The organism is Moorena sp. SIO3B2, assembly GCF_010692525.1.
GTDB classification, from domain to species: Bacteria; Cyanobacteriota; Cyanobacteriia; order Cyanobacteriales; family Coleofasciculaceae; genus Moorena; species Moorena producens.
Window position 1 is genome coordinate 64,571 of sequence record NZ_JAAHHE010000008.1, and the last position, 17,777, is coordinate 82,347.

The window sequence follows — 17,777 nt, forward strand, 5'->3', positions numbered from 1 at the left end:
AAAACAACATGATAAACGACGGTATCGACTGGAATTCAAAATACTTTCGTACCAGTACGTGGTTGATTAGTTTTGTCAGTCAACCAGGGTTAATTCAGTTTCCTTAGCAACACCTTATCAAATTCTCAGTTAACGGTCACTTCCTCCTCAGTTAAGACCTGCATTCTAGTAATTAAAGATAAGCAGTTAACCAATTAAGCGAATCAACCTTAGGAGGAACAAACATGAAACGTCTCGTACTTGGCAGTTTAGGCACTTTGTTGATTGCCACCGCTACCACTCCCGTCTTAGCATCGGAAATCGCTGCCAACTCCACCACCAGCCGTAACAATATTGTCGAAGTTCAACCGTTTAACCTGGTCTATCTCGGTTATCAAGGCTACTTTGCTGACCAAGGTATTCCCAGTAATGCTGCTTTCATCAGCGCTGTAAAAACCAAGAGAATTACCGCCAAAGACCTCGTAGCCAGTGCTATTGAAAGAGGAAGATTATCCCCAGAAACTATCAATGATTCTAGCTATCTGGCTCATGTAAACACTCAACTATCCAACCTGGATCGGGATTAATACTTATGTAAACATTAACTGATAGCTGAATGCTTACATAAGTTAAGACCTACATTCTAGTAATTAAAGATAAGCAGTTAACCAATTAAGCGAATCAACCCTAGGAGGAACAAAAATGAAACGTCTCGTACTTGGCAGTTTAGGCACTTTGTTGATTGCCACCGCTACCACTCCCGTCTTAGCATCGGAAATCGCTGCCAACTCCACCACCAGCCGTAACAATATTGTCGAAGTTCAACCGTTTAACCTGGTCTATCTCGGTTATCAAGGCTACTTTGCTGACCAAGGTATTCCCAGTAATGCTGCTTTCATCAGCGCTATAAAAAGCAAGAGAATTACCGCCAAAGACCTCGTAGCCAGTGCTATTGCAAGAGGAAGATTATCCCCAGAAACCATCCATGATTCTAGCTATCTGGCTCATGTGAACACTCAACTATCCAACCTGGATCGGGATTAATACTTAGGTAGCGCATATGCGCTACCTCCCAGCGTCGAAGCCTGTGCCACGCAAGCTACGCGGTCAGCTGACCGCTGTCAGCTGATTTTCTCTAGAATCAGCGCGTCACTGTTGTATACTCCAGTTGAGAGCCCTGAGCTCGATAGTGATCATCATCCTACTTTGTCTGACCGTAGAAGGATGGAAAACTCAGCTCAAGCTCAAAAAAGTTACGGTAGGGAATAGCGAAACGGAAATCCAAAAGGTTCTCAAACCCTTGGAGACCTATCTGTAAGTGGGGTGTAGTTGAGTATGAAAATTATCAGCCTATTAGCTGCGATCGCAATATTTATAATCTCGGCTTGTTCCAATCAATCCGTGTCAACACCACTAACCGTCACCATGCATTTGACTGATACCAAAGGCATTGGTGAAGAGATTGGCATTGTCAAAGCAACCCAAACCGAGAAGGGTCTGCAGCTAACTTCGAATCTGTCTGGATTAACTCCTGGAGAACATGGCTTCCATGTCCATGCAAAGCCCAACTGTGGTCCAGGCCAGAAGGAAGGTAAAGTAGTTTCTGGCTTAGCTGCTGGTGGTCATTATGATCCAGAAAATACCGGCAAACATGAAGGACCATTCGGTAATGGTCATTTAGGTGATTTGCCAAGGCTAGTGGTTAATAAACAGGGTGTTGCTAAGACTCCAGTAGTAGCCCCACGGTTAAAGGTTGCTGACCTTAAGGGTCACTCTCTGATCATTCACGCTCAAGGTGACAATTATTCAGATATTCCCAAACCCTTGGGAGGGGGTGGTGCTCGAGTGGCTTGTGGTGTGATTTAGCAATAGTGTTGTGCTTTTTAGTTAACAGTAACTGATGGGGAATTTGATATTCCCCATTTCTTATTCAATCCCTAAAGACTTTTGGATCAGCTTATTATTGGTTTGAATCAGTTCTTGTTGTTCTGGCCAGAATAATGTTGGTAATTCATCTATCGGAAACCACCGCAGCTGGTAACTGAGATTTGGATCAGTAGGAGTGCCGTCAATTTGGTCAGTAATGAACAGAAAATAGTAAGTTTTTTTCCAACACTGTTTGGCAAAGTCTAATCGTTCCTTAACTCCCAGTTCAGCAATAAATTTCAGGTCATTTAAGCCCGCTTCTTCCGCAATTTCGCGCTCTGCCGCCTCTAAAATGGTTTCTCCTGGTTCTACATGACCTTTGGGTAAGACGTATTCAAGTCTATTGCCTTCTTGAACAAGAGCAATGTATATCTGCTGCTCCCAACGGCGGGCAACAATACCACCAGCGGAGGTAGCGTCAGAAACTCCAGGTGGTCGTTGGTACCAAGTTTCATCAATAATCATTTTTACAGCAGTTTTCAATTGGGTCAGCTACAAATTATTAGGTTTTAGGGAGTAGGGAGTAGGGAGCGGTGCGACCCGTGGCGAATTTAATTACGGGTCAAGCGCACCGAGGGAGTAGGGGGAATAAAATTGACTGTACGTCATTACTATTAAAAATTATATAATTAGGTTGTATCCTATCCGGTTGACTACTTATCATTCTTGGTTGTTCGTCAATTTAAAATTGGAATAAAAAGTTTTAATTTACCATTGAAAGTTGTCAATTAACAATTAGCATTTAACACTTAACACTTAACTAATCTCTACTCCCTCTTATCTCTTCCCTCTTATCTCTTCCCTGTTCCCTACTCCCTACTCCCTATTCCCTAATATCTATTGCATCTAAGATCGAATCTCGTCTAACTTAGCACGCACTTTCTGGATATCTTGCCACATCAGCCACTTTGGACTACCTGGATCTCGTTTCGGATTCCGGAGTAGGTAAGCAGGATGGAGAATGGGCATACACCACTTATGCCCTTCCCATTCCATCCAGGTGCCGCGAATCTTTGTAATGCCCTTCTTGTTACCAGTTAAGCCTTTTACCGCTGTCGCACCAGTGAACAGAATAATTTGGGGGTCTACTAGGCGGATTTGTTCCAACAAGTAAGGTTTGCACGCCTCAATTTCATCAGGAGTAGGGGTGCGGTTACCAGGAGGTCGGCACTTGACCATATTACAAATATATACATCTTGTTCACTATCGATTTTCACAGATGCCAAAATTTTCTCCAACAGTTTCCCTGCTCTGCCTACAAAGGGCTTACCGGTCTCATCTTCTTGTTTACCCGGTCCTTCTCCAATAATCATAATTAGGGCCTTAGGGTTGCCACGTCCAATAACAGCTTGAGTGCGGGTAGCTCCTAATTCGCAGCGTTGGCAAGATTGACAGTGTTGTGTCAATGATTCCATGGTTTCGTAAGTGCCAGCAGGAATAGGGATTTTGGCATCAGTGGGGATTAGCTCCCTTTGGACATTGTTGGGCGGTGATGGGGTTAACTCTGACTCGTCAAAAAGACTAAGTTGTTCTCCGTTGGACATGAGGACTCACAGAAATTTTTGCAGGCATAAGGCACCTTACTACTAATAGTAGATTCAGGAGATTGTGAGCAACTAATTATTACAATTCTTTCTTTTGATACAGTAATCTTGACAAAAATCGGTAATTATAATATAAGTCAGGCAACTTCATACCGGAGGAAGCCATGCACACTGTCCCGCTGTTTAGCGATCGCGCTGATGCCGGTGAGCAACTCGCTCAAGCACTTATCCCCCTGGTGAGCAGGCTGCACGCTACAGGTATTGATGCAAAGCCTATTGTATACGCACTACCTCGGGGGGGTATCCCAGTAGCAGCACCAGTAGCTCGGGCACTGGATTGTCCCCTAGATATTATAGTCGCCAAAAAAATTACCACGGCTCGCAACCCAGAATTAGCAATCGGTGCAGTGACTTCGTCGGGAGTTGTACTGTGGTCTGGGCAAAGGCGATGGCGAAACAAAAATCCTCAATGGCGAGAAATAGTATTAGCTCAAGCTCAAGAAAAAGCCCAAGCTCAGCTAGCTCAACTGCAACCGGGTTGTCCGAAAACCAATCCTACTGGTGCCCTAGCCTTGCTGGTTGATGATGGCATTGCTACTGGGATGACCATAGCAGCAGCAACCGAAGCAGTAAAAGCCCACAATCCAGCACAGGTTTGGATTTGCACACCAGTGGCACCAAGAGGATTAATACGCTGGTTATCACAGTGGTGCGATCGCATGGTTATCTTACAAACACCGGAACCCTTTCTAAGTGTTAGCCGCTTCTACCTGAACTTTCCTCAAGTTAAAACTCAAGAAGCTCTAAGCTATTTACAGCAGCATAACTATAAGCATAACTATATTACAATATCAGAGTCTTCAGTCAACGCTAGCCTAGAGCATTAACTATCTGCTTTAATTATGAGACTTTGGCAGTTTTGGTGGCGAACATTAGTGCTTTCAACCCAGTACAATCCACCAGAGTTCGTTGAATTAATGATGACCTCATTGGCAATGGCTTTACTAGCCACCTGGGGATATACCAGTGACTGGCCCTATCTGGTACTCAGTTCTAGCTTTGCCATGGGAGCAGCCGTATCCATGTGGGTAAGGGGTACAACCATGCCTTCCTCTAATTCCCGTATGGTGCAGGTAATGGCTATCCTGTTGATCATCTACAGCTTTTATGCTTTTTCTCACCTTGTCGATGACATTTTTACTTAATTTTAAACTGTAAATACTCTGGTGAGACCCAATCCACTAACCAGATTCCATTATCGGAACAATAGAAGCTGTGACCAGCTTTGTGCATAGCTGCAGCATCAATGGCAAAAACCACAGGGCGACCATGCCTTGCTCCAACTTTTTTTGCAATTGCCATATCCGTCGATAGATGGACATGGTGTCGCGACATTTTACACAAACCCTGGCGCAGAATTGACTCAACTGCGCGGTGACCCGTACCGTGATAAAGCACATCTGGTGGAACCACAACTTCTAGTTGCAAATCGACTTGAACCGTATGACCTTGATTGGCACGAATTCGGGTACCTGTGGAGTCGAAAGAAAAGCGCTTCTTGTCATTTTTGGCAACTACTTCATTTAAATCAGCACGGCTGATCCGAAAGGAATGCTTTTTAGACGCCGCCAGTAGTTCCTCAACACCAACCCAGCCACCAGGAGCGAGTGTGATTCCAATTCTCTGAGGCTGGTGCCGAAGATGCTGACTCAAATATTTACTAATTTTTACTAATCGAGACGGATTCATATTGATACAGCAGTTTTCAATTGGGTGAGGTACAAATTCTTAAGTTTTAGGGAGCAGGGAGTAGGGAGCAGGGAGCAGGTAATAGGTAATAGGTAATAGGTAATAGGTAATAGGTAATAGGTAATAGGTAATAGGTAATAGGTAATAGGTAATAGGTAATAGTAAAAAAATCCTGTGTACCTGATAGCTATGAAAAACCCTGTAAGTTTAAAATAGTGGTGATAAACATTATTAAAGACCGCGATACATTTTTTTTTATACTGTTTTCATCAATTATTATCCCTATTCCCTATTCCCTGTTCACTATTCCCGATTCCCGATTCCCGATTCCCGATTCCCGATTCCCGATTCCCGATTCCCGACTTCTGGAAAAAGTCTAGTCGAGATCATGGTCTAGTTCTTAATTGCAAAAGTAAGGTTGAGAATATCCGAGCAATATTCCAAGCATCATCTCCTCCCCGGTGGTGAGTACCTTCCAGCGGTAGATTGAGTAAATCCAAAGCTTGTGCCATACCAACTTCATGGGGCAAAGCTTGACTAATCGCAAACAAGGTTTTGATGTTGATATGTCTCGGACCGAAGGGATATCTCAAAAAACGAGATGTACACTGTTTTTGAAATTGATTTCGATCATAATCTCCATAGCTTGCCCACACTCGACGAGCAGATAAATACTTATCCTGTAGCATTGAACAAGCTTCAACAAAAGAAATTCCCTGGTCAACTTGCTCCTGGGTTAATGTAGTCAGTTTGGTACAGAATTCACTGACCCTTGAGCGTTCTGGTTTTACCAAAATACTATCTTTTTCCAGGGGCTTCCCAGAAACAACATCCAATACACAAATCCCAATTTCAATGATTTCGTTTTCTTGTCCTGGGGGTGGCTTCCCTTGCCAACAGGTGGCTTCAACATCCACAACAAGAATTTGGTCGAGTTTTTTGGACATATTAGCCTCCGGCTAGTTGACGTTTGTTGAAGGTTGAAGGTTAAAGGTTGAAGGTTGACGGTTGACGGTTGAAGGTTGGCAGGTTGAAGGTTGGCAAGTTGAAGCTTAAAGGTTGAAGGTTGAAGGTTGAAGGTTTAAGGTTGAAGGTTTAAGGTTGAAGGTTGGTTGACGGTTGTTCACCCTTGGCATCCCTTGTAGTCTCTTTACTGGTGGGAAGGGGGAGGTATTTGGACAGACTTACTAGGGTGTCAGCCTACATTGATTGCCCAAATGCTTCCCCCCTACAAGGTTTTCAAGACGCTTTTAACTAAGTCATATACTTGTATTATAATATAATACAAGTTCTCAAGCACGTCTACTCAAGACTCAGCACTGACCACATTTATCATAGTAATGAGGTACACAAGATTTTTTCCTTGTTCCCTGCTCCCTACTCCCTGCTCCCTGCTCCCGACTCCCTCGGTGCGCTTTCCGTTGGCGAATTAAATTCGCCACGGGTCGCACCGCTCCCGACTCCCGACTCCCTTATATCAATCAAGTCTCCGGATCGGCTTGATTGATCCCACAACAATAATTAATGCTGAAAGAGCAACAATAGGGACAACTGGCAGAAAACCGAAGGTAAGACTTTTGGGAATAATCCCCAACTGAAAGCCAATCACTGCGGCTTCACCCACAAGAATCGATACAATGCAGGTTAGAGGATGAATAGTTTTGCTATACAATACTGCAATTACCGTCGGAAACAGTACTGCTAATCCGGTAAAGGCTTGGGTTGCGATCGCAGTAATCGTACCTGGGGGATTTTTGGCGATAATTAAACCAATAATTGCCAATAAAACAATCAGTACTCTACCAACAAAGGTTTGTTCTTTGAGGGAAGCGGTTTTACGGAAATAAGCAAAATAAATATCTCTGGTTAGCATGGAACTGAGGGCCAAAAGCTGGGAGTCTAAGGTTGACATCATTGCAGCTAATGCTCCCACCATCACTAAGGAGGCTAGCCAGATTGGTGTATGTTCTGTTAGCATCATCGGAAACACTTGATCAGATGCTTTTCCTGTCAGGTCAGAAAAGGAAATATGTCCCCACATTCCGATTAGCACCGGACAAATAAACATGGTAGCGCTTACCAGGGGATACATCACTACCGAAACTTTTAGAGAATTACTAGTTTTTGAAGCATAAAAGCGCATGAACATCTGGGGAAACATAGGGACACTAAGCATCCAGAGAATCATAAAGCTAAACCACTTACGATGTGTAAAAAAATTATCTATACCCTGTCGAGAAAACAATTCTGGTTTGAGGGTGTAGACAGTACGGTTAGCTTCAGCAATCCCTCCTAAACTAGAAGCAATTGCTGCCAATGCCGCTAACATTAAGGTAAACATTAAAACCCCTTGGATAACATCGGTTAGGGCAACGCTTCTCATCCCCCCCATGAACACATATAGCACGATCACAACTGTCAAAAAGGTAGCCCCTGTAAAATAGGGAATTTGTCCATTGGTTAACGTTTCAATAATATAGCCAGCTCCAATCGGTTGCAGGGTTAAGTAGGGAATGGTGAAAATTACCATAACCGCCAGAAAAATTAATTTGAGGGTATTGCTAATCCCAGGGGATACACCTGTCCTACGGAAACGGGCTTCAATCAATTCAGAAGGCGTGATTAAGCCGTGTTTGTTGCCTAAAAGCCAGACTCGATAACCGATAAAATAAAAGGTTAGTGCGATTAAGCCAGTTCCAAACCCCATCATTCCGTAATAACTCAGACCAATGCGATACCCTGATCCTGAAAATCCTAGAAAAGCGAAGGCGCTGAAATTGGTAGCAATTAGGGTAAAAAATAGGAGAATTGCTCCCATGTTACGGTCAGCTAAAAAATAATCATCAGGAGTGTTTTTTTGTTGGCGATAACCAACTAGACCTACCACAAGGGTTACTAATAAATACCCTGCCAGCACAACATAGGGAATAATCGAGTCTAGTGTCATATTTTTAACGGTCTTCCTTAGACGAAGTGTAAGCTATCAGCTATCACACCAATTAAAGTAGGGTGGGCAAAGTAATATAATCTAGAATACTCAAAAGAAGCAAACTGTTTTTGCCCACCCTACTATCAACTATCAGCTATCACACCAATTAAAGTAGGGTGGGCAAAGTAATATAATCTAGAATACTCAAAAGAAGCAAACTGTTTTTGCCCACCCTACTAATTAAAGTAGGGTGGGCAAAGTAATATAATCTAGAATACTCAAAAGAAGCAAACTGTTTTTGCCCACCCTACAAGCTAGTGTCATATTTTTAACGGTCTTCCTTAGACGAAGTTTCCCAGAAATTTACCACAAATAGTAACAACGCGACTGCGAGGAGAATTTGTAAGGCAATAAAATAGAATACCCAGGGGGGAAGATGGAGCAAGGAGAAGGAAATGTCTTGCTGCCAAGACCAGAAATCTTGGGATAGCAGGAAAATTACCGTAAAGCAGAAAAACCAGAAAAATGAGGATTTTAAAATTGGCATCAGCACTTTAGCAAAGGGAGTAGGGAGTAGGGAGTAGGGAGTAGGGAGTAGGGAATATGGCATCAAAATTATCACAATTCCTACACGGATTGCTATTACTACTCGCGACTTCTGTGAGAGCTAGATTAATGTGAATGGTAAAAGAGAGTACTAACTAAGGTATGGTAAACAATAGTGTTTCCTACTGATCAACAATTATAGGTAAGCTAGTGTCCATTTAATTTGCCTATTTTCGTGAGCAGCGCTATGTGACAAGGTTTGTCATTACCTGTTCCCTGTTCCCTGTTCCCTGTTCCGAAGCGTGCAGCGCAATAAACATTAGACTACCATAAACGGCATGGCAAATTTCCCTCATCGACCGTTAGCCGTTGATTTATTTGCTGGTGCTGGTGGTTTCTCCCTAGGGATTGAGCAGGCGGGCTTTGATGTTGCCCTCGCCGTTGAACAAGACCCAATTCATGGGGCAGTGTATGCCTTCAATTCCCCTCAAACCAAGGTTTTATGTACCGACATTGCTACCCTGTCTGGTCAAGAAATTCAGAAAGCCCTGAGGGAGTGGGGGACTGAAAGGGAGCAAAACCAACACTGTACAGAGGTTTCATCGCAGGTTTCTACCATTGATCTAGTCATTGATCTGGTCATTGGTGGACCCCCTTGTCAGGGATTCTCGTTGATCGGTAAGCGTCAAGTAGATGATGTACGCAATAATTTAGTGTTTGAGTTCTGCCGTTTGGTCAAAGAACTCCAACCACGCTACTTTGTGATGGAGAATGTTCCAGGCTTAGCTCAGAACAAATACCAACACCTGTTCGAGCAGCTAATCAGTGAGTTTAAAGCAGCTGGGTACACTATAACTGAACCAGTACAGGTCTTGAATGCAGCAGATTTTGGTGTGCCACAAAAACGGCGGCGGTTGTTTTTACTCGGTTCTAGGCTTGGGGAAGCACCAGTGGCTTATCCTTCCTCAGAACTATCCTCTCACCAATGGGTAACTGTTAAGGATGCGATCGCAGACTTGCCTAACTTAGATGATTTTCCTGAACTCCAGAAAAGCGATTGTGTTGAACTAACACCAGAACAGCTAGACCTGCTCCAAGCTTTAGCCATGCCCTATGTAGAAAAGTTACGGGATTTGATCACCGATCCTGGTAACTTTGCCTATCCCCGCCAGTGGCATCCTCAACTATTGACCAGTTCCCTGCAAACCCACCACACCGAAGGCTCGATTGAGCGGTTTAGAAACACACCCATGGGCGAGGTAGAAACTACCAGTCGCTTACGACGCTTACACTGGGATAAACCTTGCCATACCCTCAGAGCAGGTACTGGTTATAAAAACGGTCGCTACACCTCTCCTCGCCCCATTCATCCTGATTACCCACGGGTGATCTCCGTGCGAGAGGCCGCTAGACTGCACTCATTTCCAGATTGGTTTCGCTTCCACGGGACCAAATGGCATGGATTTCGACAGGTGGGGAATGCTGTACCACCACGATTAGGACGGGTTTTGGGTAAACAAATTATGACAGCGTTGGCGGTTCAACCATCAGTGCCAACCACAACTATAAAGCTCTCAGATGCCAAACTATTAACCTTTAAACAGTTACAGGCATCTAAGTATTGGAATATAGTAGTATTTATTCCTTTTCTAATCTGCTGCTTCCCTTCTCCTGTCGTTCTCTTCTCATAGAAAAGATGCTGTATATAACGACCGTCAACCCTGATCGGCTACTAGTCTGCCATCGTTGTAACTCAGATCACAGCTTAAGCCCTATCCTATCACAACAAATCTTGATCTCGAATCACTACTAGGTAGGACTTTCTCTCACAGAAGATCTCTTCAAAATTGTCGATAGTTAAAATTACAGAGATTATGTGGAGCCCATGAAATCCTTTCAAGTCATCTTCCCCAAATTCCCGGTTAAGCAAATAGCTAAGCGTATTATTCATATGCGCCAAATTACCCGCATTGACCAACAGCTCTTTATGTCAGCTTTACTAGCCAAGGCATCACTTTCACTAGAAGAGCAAACCCTAGTCCAAGAGATTTATGACGGTTTGAACCGTGGATTGATTCGAGTAGTGGAATAAACTATATCACTTCTGATCATGAGCGTCAAACCAATCAATTCTAGGGGCGCTTCCCTTGCGCCCGAACCCTGTGCGCTCTTAAACCTGTGGTTGGCAGCAAGTGATATAATTTCCCGTTGAATACTTACACTTTGGGGAAAGCAAGGCAGAGGGCATAAGGCAGAGGGCAGAAGGCAGAAGTAAAGGAGTAAGGTTTAATCTCAGAAAGTTTTTTATCACTAATTATCCGGACATGATATCAAACAACCCCCAACCTTAAATTATATCATCTGAGGATAATTAGCCTTAATACAAATTTTTCCCATCAGCTGAGCAACCGAGCAACCGAGCACCCCATCTGCTAGTAAAGAGATTCAGTTGCTAGTGGTGCGTTAGGGGAGCGCTCATTTTCCGCCTCGTAGCCAGGGTTAGGTTGCTGCCCGTAACGCACCACTAGCTCAAACAGCTTACCTAGATCCAAAAGAGATCAGTGTTGATCTCAGTTTTTGTTATGATTAAAATTTGTGAGTTGATAGTTGCATTGAACTCTGGCTGATCGTTTCTTGTCAGCCAGGTGCAACTTTTCTTAAACCCTCTGGTAACTATTGGGTATAAATCCCTAAAAATATGTATCCAAATATACAATAATTTCCCCGATAATTCTCCTCATCTCCCGACTCCCGGTAAGCATATGCGCTACGCGCACGCTACTTGAGGTGCCGTCAGCTGTCAGCTGTCAGCCATTGGCCTTTGGCTGATAGCTGATAGCTGATGGCTGATGGCTGACGACTCCCGATTCCCTCCTCCCGATTCCCTCCTCCCGATTCCCTCCTCCCGAATGGCAATCAAGATGGGGCAATATCTGCTCAACAGGAGTCCCCCTAAACGGTTGCGCAGTCAGAATAATTGTGCCATCCTTTGCTCTGACCCAGCCTTGGGCTTCGATAATCACTTTTTTTTCTTCGGGAGGTTGAGGCTGTATCACTGAAGGTTGCTGCTGTAATTGCTGTAATGATTGTTTCCTGCTGCTGCTGGGTAAGCCAGGACGAGTTCGCCACCTCACTGTTCTGTGGGCATTAATCACCGGATCTTCTGCACTAGCTGGTAAACCGCCTTTTCCGGTAATGATAAAGGAACTCCCGCCAGCAATCCGATTATTTTCAAAGCCACAAAGGTCATTGGCCAGGATCGCTTCTGCATCTACGGGGCTTGCTGGTAATTCCGTTAAGCCTGAGGTGGGGTCTACCTGGGAGATGTTGAGGATTACATCACCGTTGAAGGATGAGCCAAGGGTGGAGGTGGCGGTGATGTCATTGTCTGGAGTTAGACGGTCTCGAAACTCTAAACCAAAGATGCCTTGGGCATTAATCTCAACACTACCTCCTGGGCCAAATTCAGCATTGGCGGTGATGTCGCTATTTCCCAGACCGACTAAGGTTTCAGTATCAATGGTGATATTGCCCCCAGTTACATTCTGGGCGTCAGTTCTAATCTTGCTTTCGTTGAGGAGTCGGATGTTACGGGAAAATAGAGTAATATTGCCTTTGTCTCCTCCTGCTGTTTCTGCTGCGATGATTCCATTGTTGTTAAGGAAGATAGAGTTGGCATTAATCTTTACCTCCCCTGCTGAATTCTCCTGTTCAAAGCTTCTAGCACTAACCGGTCCATCAGAGACAATTAACTGCCCAGTGGTAATTTCCAACAAATTTCCTGCATCTGGTGTGATTCCCCGATTAAACCGACCATCGGCTGAGGTAAAATTACCAATGGGTTGAACAGTAGAGGAGGTATTGAAACTCAAGTTCCCCGCGTTCCCAAGACCAAAAGTGCTAGCTGAAACTCTTGCTCCATCAGAGACAATTAACTTCCCAGTAGTAATCTTCAAATCTCCCGCATTTCCTGTTGCTCCGGGATTACCTTGAGTAGACAAGCCGCTGACAAACCCACCCGAGGCTGAGGTACCAATCACTTGAACCGTAGAGGAAGCATCCACTGTCAAATTTCCCCCGTTCCCAAGACCAAAAGTGCTAGCTGAAACAGCTGCGCCATCAGAAACAATTAACTCCCCAGTGGTAATCTTCACATCTCTGGCTTTTCCTGTCCCTTCAGTTTGAGTAAACAAGCCGCTGACAATCCGACCCGAGGCTGAGGTGCCAATCACTTGAACTGTAGAGGAGGTATCCACAATCAACTCTCCCCCTTCCCCTTCACCAAAAGTGCCAGCTGCAACTTGTGCTCCATCAGAGACCATTAACTCCCCAGTGGTAATCTTCAAATTTCCCGCTTTTCCTGTGCCTGGAGTTTGAGTAGACAAGGCGCTAGGAAACCGACCCGAGGCTGAGGTACCAATCACTTGAACCTTTTCGGAGGCATCCACTGTCAAATTTCCCCCGTCCCCTTCACCGATTGGGCTAGCTAAAACTTGTGCTCCATCAGAGACGATTAACTCCCCAGTGGTAATACTGACATCTCCCCCATTTCCTGTCTCAGAAGTTTGAGCAAGCAAGCCGCTGACAATCCGACCCGAGGCTGAGGTACCCATCACTTGAACCTTTTCGGAGGCATCCACAGTCAAATTTCCCCCATCCCCTTCACCAAAAGTCCTAGCTGAAACTATTGCTCCATCAGAGACCATTAACTCCCCAGTGGTAATACTCAACTCTCCTGCATTTCCTGTCCCAATAGTTTGAGAAAACAAGCCGCTGGCAAACACACCATCGGCTGAGGTACCAATAAGTTGAATCTTTTCGGAGGCATCCACAGTCAAATTTCCGCCGTCCCCTTCACCAAAAGTGCCAGCTGCAACTTGTGCTCCATCAGAGACCATTAACTCCCCAGTGGTAATCTTCAACTCTCCTGCATTTCCTGTTCCTTGAGCTTGAGTAAACAAGCCGCTGGGTAACCGACCATCGGCATCAGTACCAATCACTTGAACCTTTTCGGAGGCATTCACTATCAAGCTTCCCCCGTCCCCTTCACCCAAAGTGCCAGCTGCAACTTGTGCTCCATCAGAGACCATTAACTCCCCAGTGGTAATATTCAACTTTCCGGCATTTCCTCTTGAGCCTCGATTAGCTTGAACAAACAAGCCGCTGGAAAACAAACCATCGGCTGAAGTTCCAATGATTTCAATAGTAGAGGAGGCATCTACACTCAAGCTTCCCCCGTCCCCTTCACCAAAAGTGCCAGCTGCAACTTGTGCTCCATCAGAGACCATTAACTGCCCAGTGGTAATCTTCAACTCTCCGGCATTTCCTGTTGCTCCTGGAAAAACTCGGGCTCCCAAAGTGCTGGAAATACCATCAGCCGATACACCAATTACTCGAACAGATTCAGTGGCATTCACTATCAAATCTCCCCCCTGTCCTGAGCCCAATACATCTGTAGTTATCCTAGAACCACCCTCAAGACTCAACTGAGAAGCCTCAACCACTATCCCACCGCCACTTCCACTCCCTTCGGTATCCGTAAACACAAAAGAGCGATCGCGTAAAGTCACATTAGCCCCTTGCACCTGGATACTCCCACCACCTTCCCCACTGGTAATGACTATAGCCCTCTCAGACAAACTAATATCCTGAAACTCTTGAACTCCTGAATAATCCAACACAAAACTAGTATCTTTTGGGGTCAAGTTCACTACACTATTAGAACCAACACTCCCCAGCTCAATGCGTCCATCGGTTGCTGTTAAATTACCACCAGGAATAGTAACCTCACCACCAATTAGCCCTAAGGTTTGACCATCGGGCACTTGAAGAAGACTAGACTGATTAGTAATACTTCCGGGATTGGAGCCATATTGCAACCCAGAGGGAATATTAATAGTTAATAACGGTTTATCATTAGGATTTTTTGCACTGAATACTGTACCATATTCAAACAACACACTATCAGCAGTACTCCCAAAAAATGAACCTCCAATATCCAGTATGCTATTGGGACCAAAGACAATACCGTTGGGATTGATCAAAAATAAATTAGCATTGCCCAACACTCCTAGAGTCCCCAAAATATTGGAAACATTACCTCCCGTTACCCGACTGAGGATGTTCTCAATTCCTGCTGGATTCGCAAAATAAACTCGTCCAAACTCGGCCACATTAAAATCTTGAAAGCTGTGGAATAGATTGCTTTCTCTAATCGCCCCACCTTCAATTAAATCTGCTAGGTTCCCGTTAACATCAACATTGGGCGTTACTACAGACCGTTCATTACCGACGGTATTATCTGGGGTGATTTGCCCTAATGCCGTAGTTGCAGCTAATAGAGAACACAGAACAAAGGGACTTGCTGCCACAAGTCGGTCAATCCGAGGTTTCATGTTTATCAATCAAAATGCTCCCGATTTCTCGGATTATTTCATAAAGTTGGAGTTAAGGTTTACTGATTTAAAATGAAGTGTTTCGGAAAGAACTTAAAACCTTTGACATCGGTAAAGATTTAATAGAGACTGGGGACGGTGAAAGTAAAAAGTGTAAAATTATGTTGTCTGTAGACCTGGATTTTGGGGAACCTGGCGATCAGGAAGTTGGGTTAACTGAAGCGGGTTTGTTTAATAGCGAAGACAAAGAAACCGCAATTATGTATAATCGAGTGATATTTCCAGTAATTACCAAGAGCAATAATTTTAAGTTAACCCTTGTGTGGGAAATTTTATTTTAGTGATAACTCTAATAAAACTTAGAAAACAATGACCAACGGTTTTGAACCAAAAGACAAAAATCCTGGAGATTTAATCCTTTCGGCAGATTGGAATGCCGCCATGGATGAAATTGACCGTTTGGGGAAGACTCTCGAAAACATAGAAAAAAAAGCAACAACTTTCCAGGGACCTCTAACCATTGCAGAAGCCCTGAATGTTAAAGGCAACGTAGGAATTGGGACAGAGACTCCCACCGCTAAACTGGAAGTGAAGGGAGACCTGAAACTACAATTAGGAGAAGCGGTTAATGAATTTTCCAGCGATATTACCTTGGCAGACAACTCGAATCAAGCTGTCCCCACAGAACTGGCAGTGAAAACCTATGTAGACAACCAAGTGGAAGGGTTACAAGAGTCGTTGACAACCAAAAAGTTGCAAGTCACTGAGAGTCTGAAACTGGGGAACGAGGTAGAAGTAGTGCAATTTAGTGAAACCATCAGCCCATCTAGAGACTCCTCCCTGGTAGTAGTCCCCACGGAGCAAGCCATCATCACCTACATCAAAAGCACCTTAATAGAGTTGCATATAATTAAAGACATCTTTGATTTAGGTGAAGGGGGTCTCTTAGAAATGCTACCCATCCCAGCAGGTAGCTTCTTGATGGGTAGCCCTACAAGTGACAATATGAGCAGTGATTCCGAAAGACCCCAGCATCAGGTAAATGTAAAAGAGTTCTGGATGGGACAATTTCCAGTAACTCAGGTGCAGTGGCAAGCGGTTGCTGGTTACAAGCAAGTTGACACCAGCCTTAACTCCACGCCATCTCACTTTAAAGGCGATAACCTACCCGTTGAGCAGGTATCATGGTATGATGCTCAAGAATTTTGTGCCCGACTCAATGTAAAATTTAAGAGTCAACTCCAGGGTCGAAAATTCCGTTTGCCCAGTGAGGCGGAATGGGAATATGCCTGTCGAGCAGGTACGACAACTAGATATTACTATGGCGAAGACCAGTCAATACTGGGAAACTATGCTTGGTACGGTAATTCTGATTCCAAAACTCATCCAGTAGGACAAAAAATCCCGAATAACTGGAAATTGTATGATATGATGGGTAATGTATTCGAATGGTGTGAAGATACCTGGCATGGCAACTATGATGATGCCCCAGTAGACGGCAGTGCCAGTGTTGTTGATAATATGAATGATTATATGGCGCGCGGTGGCTCTTGGATCATCACTTCGATATTCTGCCGCTGTGCCCATCGCGTTTACGGCTCGCCGGACAACAGGAACAACAACTTCGGTTTCCGGGTAGTTTGTTCCTAGGCGTGGACTCTTCTTTGCCCTTTCGCCCTTTTTTCTGGGTAATAGGTAATGGGTAATAGGTAATAGGTAATAGGTAATAGGTAATAGGTAATAGGTAATAGGTAATAGGTAATGGGTAATAGGTAATAGGTAATAGGTAATCGGGAATCGGGAATCGGGAATGGAAGTAATAGAGATCTTGTAGGGTGGGCAAATGGAGATGACTGGTGAGGAAATTGCCAAACTCTCATTATTTGCCCACCTAGCCTACGGAATGGGATTTTTCTATGGGATGCTTGTTGTATCAGGGATCCGTTGACTGCTGAACCACCTGTTTAACTTGTTCAACCTCTAATTCTAAAGCTTGGGCAACTTGTTCTACGGTTAACCCCAACGCTAACAACCGAGGTATAGACTTTAATTTGCCTTGAATTTCACCTTGTTGTATACCTTCAAGTCTACCTGCTTGTATGCCTTCGGCTAAAGCCTCCTGATAAACTTTGGTTTGCCGTAAATCACTTAAGCTAAACATCGCTTCTATCTCCGTGCGACTGAGTAGTGGTAACTTATACACCAGTATGGTCTCTATTAATTGTAGAAGTTCTCGCTTTTGTCTTTCATTGTCTATCTCCTCAGTGGTTCGTTGAATCAAGTCTTGAGCAAGTGAGATCGCGCAGCGTGACCTACGGTCAATCGCAGAATCTTCCTCAGTGACAATTAGCTGTACTGTAGCTATACCCACCGATGGTGCAGAGGTCTGGGCTAATTCATCGAGATAAATCCGAGATACCCTTGGAGAATCCAGTAATTCTTGATATTGTTGAGTTGCTCCTTTATCCACATTGCGGCTCGGGTAAATCACCACACCACGCCAATCATTGCTGATTTTGTTTTTGTTTAAGTATATGAAAATTTCGGTAAAAAAGCGGGAGTAAAATTCAGAGTCCCTCTGAAATTGGACTTCTACAAAATAAATCGGTGATTGGGCTGTGGTAGTTGTCGGCAGGAATACTCCATCAATTCTAAAAGCTAGTTGTTTAACTTCCACAGAGGCGAATTGATAAGCTTGTGCTTCTGTA

General features: G+C 44.2%; 20 protein-coding genes. 10 read left to right on the forward strand and 10 right to left on the reverse strand.

The window, feature by feature from the left end:
• Positions 1–224 precede the first annotated feature (224 nt).
• The 3 genes from F6K38_RS03695 (at position 225) to sodC (ending at position 1,845) form a co-directional block, all read left to right on the forward strand.
• Positions 225–566: a hypothetical protein gene (locus tag F6K38_RS03695; RefSeq protein ID WP_008186367.1), complete on the forward strand. Its 342-nt coding sequence runs from the start codon at positions 225–227 to the stop codon at positions 564–566.
• A 115-nt stretch (positions 567–681) separates the two neighbouring features.
• The gene (locus F6K38_RS03700) at positions 682–1,023 is read left to right on the forward strand and encodes a hypothetical protein (protein WP_008186364.1); all 342 of its coding nucleotides are present in this window, start codon (positions 682–684) and stop codon (positions 1,021–1,023) included.
• Between the two features lie 291 nt (positions 1,024–1,314).
• Entirely contained in the window at positions 1,315–1,845 is a 531-nt protein-coding gene (sodC, locus tag F6K38_RS03705) for a superoxide dismutase [Cu-Zn] SodC (RefSeq protein WP_287251092.1), read from the forward strand.
• A 60-nt stretch (positions 1,846–1,905) separates the two neighbouring features.
• Here sodC and F6K38_RS03710 read toward each other — a convergent pair whose 3' ends face one another.
• Positions 1,906–2,388, reverse strand: a complete 483-nt coding sequence (locus tag F6K38_RS03710; protein WP_287251093.1) for an NUDIX domain-containing protein — start codon at positions 2,386–2,388, stop codon at positions 1,906–1,908.
• A gap of 363 nt (positions 2,389–2,751) precedes the next feature.
• Positions 2,752–3,450 carry a uracil-DNA glycosylase gene (locus F6K38_RS03715; protein ID WP_287251095.1) on the reverse strand — a complete coding sequence of 233 codons (699 nt, stop codon included), beginning with the start codon at positions 3,448–3,450 and terminating at the stop codon, positions 2,752–2,754.
• A gap of 164 nt (positions 3,451–3,614) precedes the next feature.
• Between F6K38_RS03715 and F6K38_RS03720 the strand changes: the two genes are divergently transcribed.
• Entirely contained in the window at positions 3,615–4,337 is a 723-nt protein-coding gene (locus tag F6K38_RS03720; RefSeq protein ID WP_287251096.1) for a phosphoribosyltransferase, read from the forward strand.
• 15 nt (positions 4,338–4,352) lie between these two features.
• The gene (locus F6K38_RS03725; RefSeq protein WP_287251098.1) at positions 4,353–4,655 is read left to right on the forward strand and encodes a hypothetical protein; all 303 of its coding nucleotides are present in this window, start codon (positions 4,353–4,355) and stop codon (positions 4,653–4,655) included.
• On the opposite strand, the gene F6K38_RS03730 is transcribed toward F6K38_RS03725, so the two are convergent.
• Positions 4,648–5,199, reverse strand: coding sequence for an RNA 2'-phosphotransferase (locus tag F6K38_RS03730; protein WP_287251099.1), 552 nt, complete (start codon positions 5,197–5,199; stop codon positions 4,648–4,650). The two genes, F6K38_RS03725 and F6K38_RS03730, sit on opposite strands and share 8 nt — an antisense overlap.
• A gap of 218 nt (positions 5,200–5,417) precedes the next feature.
• Between F6K38_RS03730 and F6K38_RS03735 the strand changes: the two genes are divergently transcribed.
• Positions 5,418–5,579 carry a hypothetical protein gene (locus tag F6K38_RS03735; RefSeq protein ID WP_287251100.1) on the forward strand — a complete coding sequence of 54 codons (162 nt, stop codon included), beginning with the start codon at positions 5,418–5,420 and terminating at the stop codon, positions 5,577–5,579.
• A gap of 6 nt (positions 5,580–5,585) precedes the next feature.
• Here F6K38_RS03735 and F6K38_RS03740 read toward each other — a convergent pair whose 3' ends face one another.
• The 4 genes from F6K38_RS03740 to F6K38_RS03755 all read right to left on the reverse strand — a co-directional run bounded on the left by F6K38_RS03740 (position 5,586) and on the right by F6K38_RS03755 (position 8,738).
• A complete protein-coding gene (locus F6K38_RS03740; RefSeq protein WP_287251101.1) occupies positions 5,586–6,146 on the reverse strand; it encodes a 3'-5' exonuclease in 561 nt (186 codons plus the stop codon).
• Positions 6,147–6,512: 366 nt separating this feature from the next.
• Positions 6,513–6,641, reverse strand: coding sequence for a hypothetical protein (locus F6K38_RS03745; protein WP_267872020.1), 129 nt, complete (start codon positions 6,639–6,641; stop codon positions 6,513–6,515).
• A gap of 35 nt (positions 6,642–6,676) precedes the next feature.
• On the reverse strand, positions 6,677–8,146 hold the full coding sequence (locus tag F6K38_RS03750) for a sodium/pantothenate symporter (protein WP_287251102.1): 1,470 nt from the start codon (positions 8,144–8,146) through the stop codon (positions 6,677–6,679).
• A 310-nt stretch (positions 8,147–8,456) separates the two neighbouring features.
• Positions 8,457–8,738 carry a hypothetical protein gene (locus F6K38_RS03755; RefSeq protein ID WP_207554303.1) on the reverse strand — a complete coding sequence of 94 codons (282 nt, stop codon included), beginning with the start codon at positions 8,736–8,738 and terminating at the stop codon, positions 8,457–8,459.
• Between the two features lie 274 nt (positions 8,739–9,012).
• Between F6K38_RS03755 and F6K38_RS03760 the strand changes: the two genes are divergently transcribed.
• Together F6K38_RS03760 and F6K38_RS03765 are read left to right on the forward strand one after the other, a co-directional pair.
• Positions 9,013–10,365 (forward strand): DNA cytosine methyltransferase, encoded by a 1,353-nt coding sequence (locus tag F6K38_RS03760; protein ID WP_008188218.1) that lies wholly within the window; start codon positions 9,013–9,015, stop codon positions 10,363–10,365.
• A 194-nt stretch (positions 10,366–10,559) separates the two neighbouring features.
• On the forward strand, positions 10,560–10,766 hold the full coding sequence (locus F6K38_RS03765; protein ID WP_008188216.1) for a hypothetical protein: 207 nt from the start codon (positions 10,560–10,562) through the stop codon (positions 10,764–10,766).
• 715 nt (positions 10,767–11,481) lie between these two features.
• On the opposite strand, the gene F6K38_RS03770 is transcribed toward F6K38_RS03765, so the two are convergent.
• Positions 11,482–15,069 (reverse strand): two-partner secretion domain-containing protein, encoded by a 3,588-nt coding sequence (locus F6K38_RS03770; RefSeq protein WP_287356097.1) that lies wholly within the window; start codon positions 15,067–15,069, stop codon positions 11,482–11,484.
• A 77-nt stretch (positions 15,070–15,146) separates the two neighbouring features.
• On the opposite strand from F6K38_RS03770, the gene F6K38_RS03775 reads away from it, so the two are divergent.
• Together F6K38_RS03775 and F6K38_RS03780 are read left to right on the forward strand one after the other, a co-directional pair.
• Positions 15,147–15,410 carry a hypothetical protein gene (locus F6K38_RS03775; RefSeq protein WP_287356099.1) on the forward strand — a complete coding sequence of 88 codons (264 nt, stop codon included), beginning with the start codon at positions 15,147–15,149 and terminating at the stop codon, positions 15,408–15,410.
• Positions 15,411–15,438: 28 nt separating this feature from the next.
• Positions 15,439–16,719 carry a formylglycine-generating enzyme family protein gene (locus F6K38_RS03780; protein WP_287356101.1) on the forward strand — a complete coding sequence of 427 codons (1,281 nt, stop codon included), beginning with the start codon at positions 15,439–15,441 and terminating at the stop codon, positions 16,717–16,719.
• Here F6K38_RS03780 and F6K38_RS03785 read toward each other — a convergent pair.
• The gene (locus F6K38_RS03785) at positions 16,716–16,949 is read right to left on the reverse strand and encodes a hypothetical protein (RefSeq protein WP_287356103.1); all 234 of its coding nucleotides are present in this window, start codon (positions 16,947–16,949) and stop codon (positions 16,716–16,718) included. The two genes, F6K38_RS03780 and F6K38_RS03785, sit on opposite strands and share 4 nt — an antisense overlap.
• 53 nt (positions 16,950–17,002) lie before the next feature.
• Positions 17,003–17,777, reverse strand: a 775-nt coding sequence (locus F6K38_RS03790; RefSeq protein WP_287356105.1) for an Rpn family recombination-promoting nuclease/putative transposase, incomplete at its 5' end; no start/stop codon positions are given.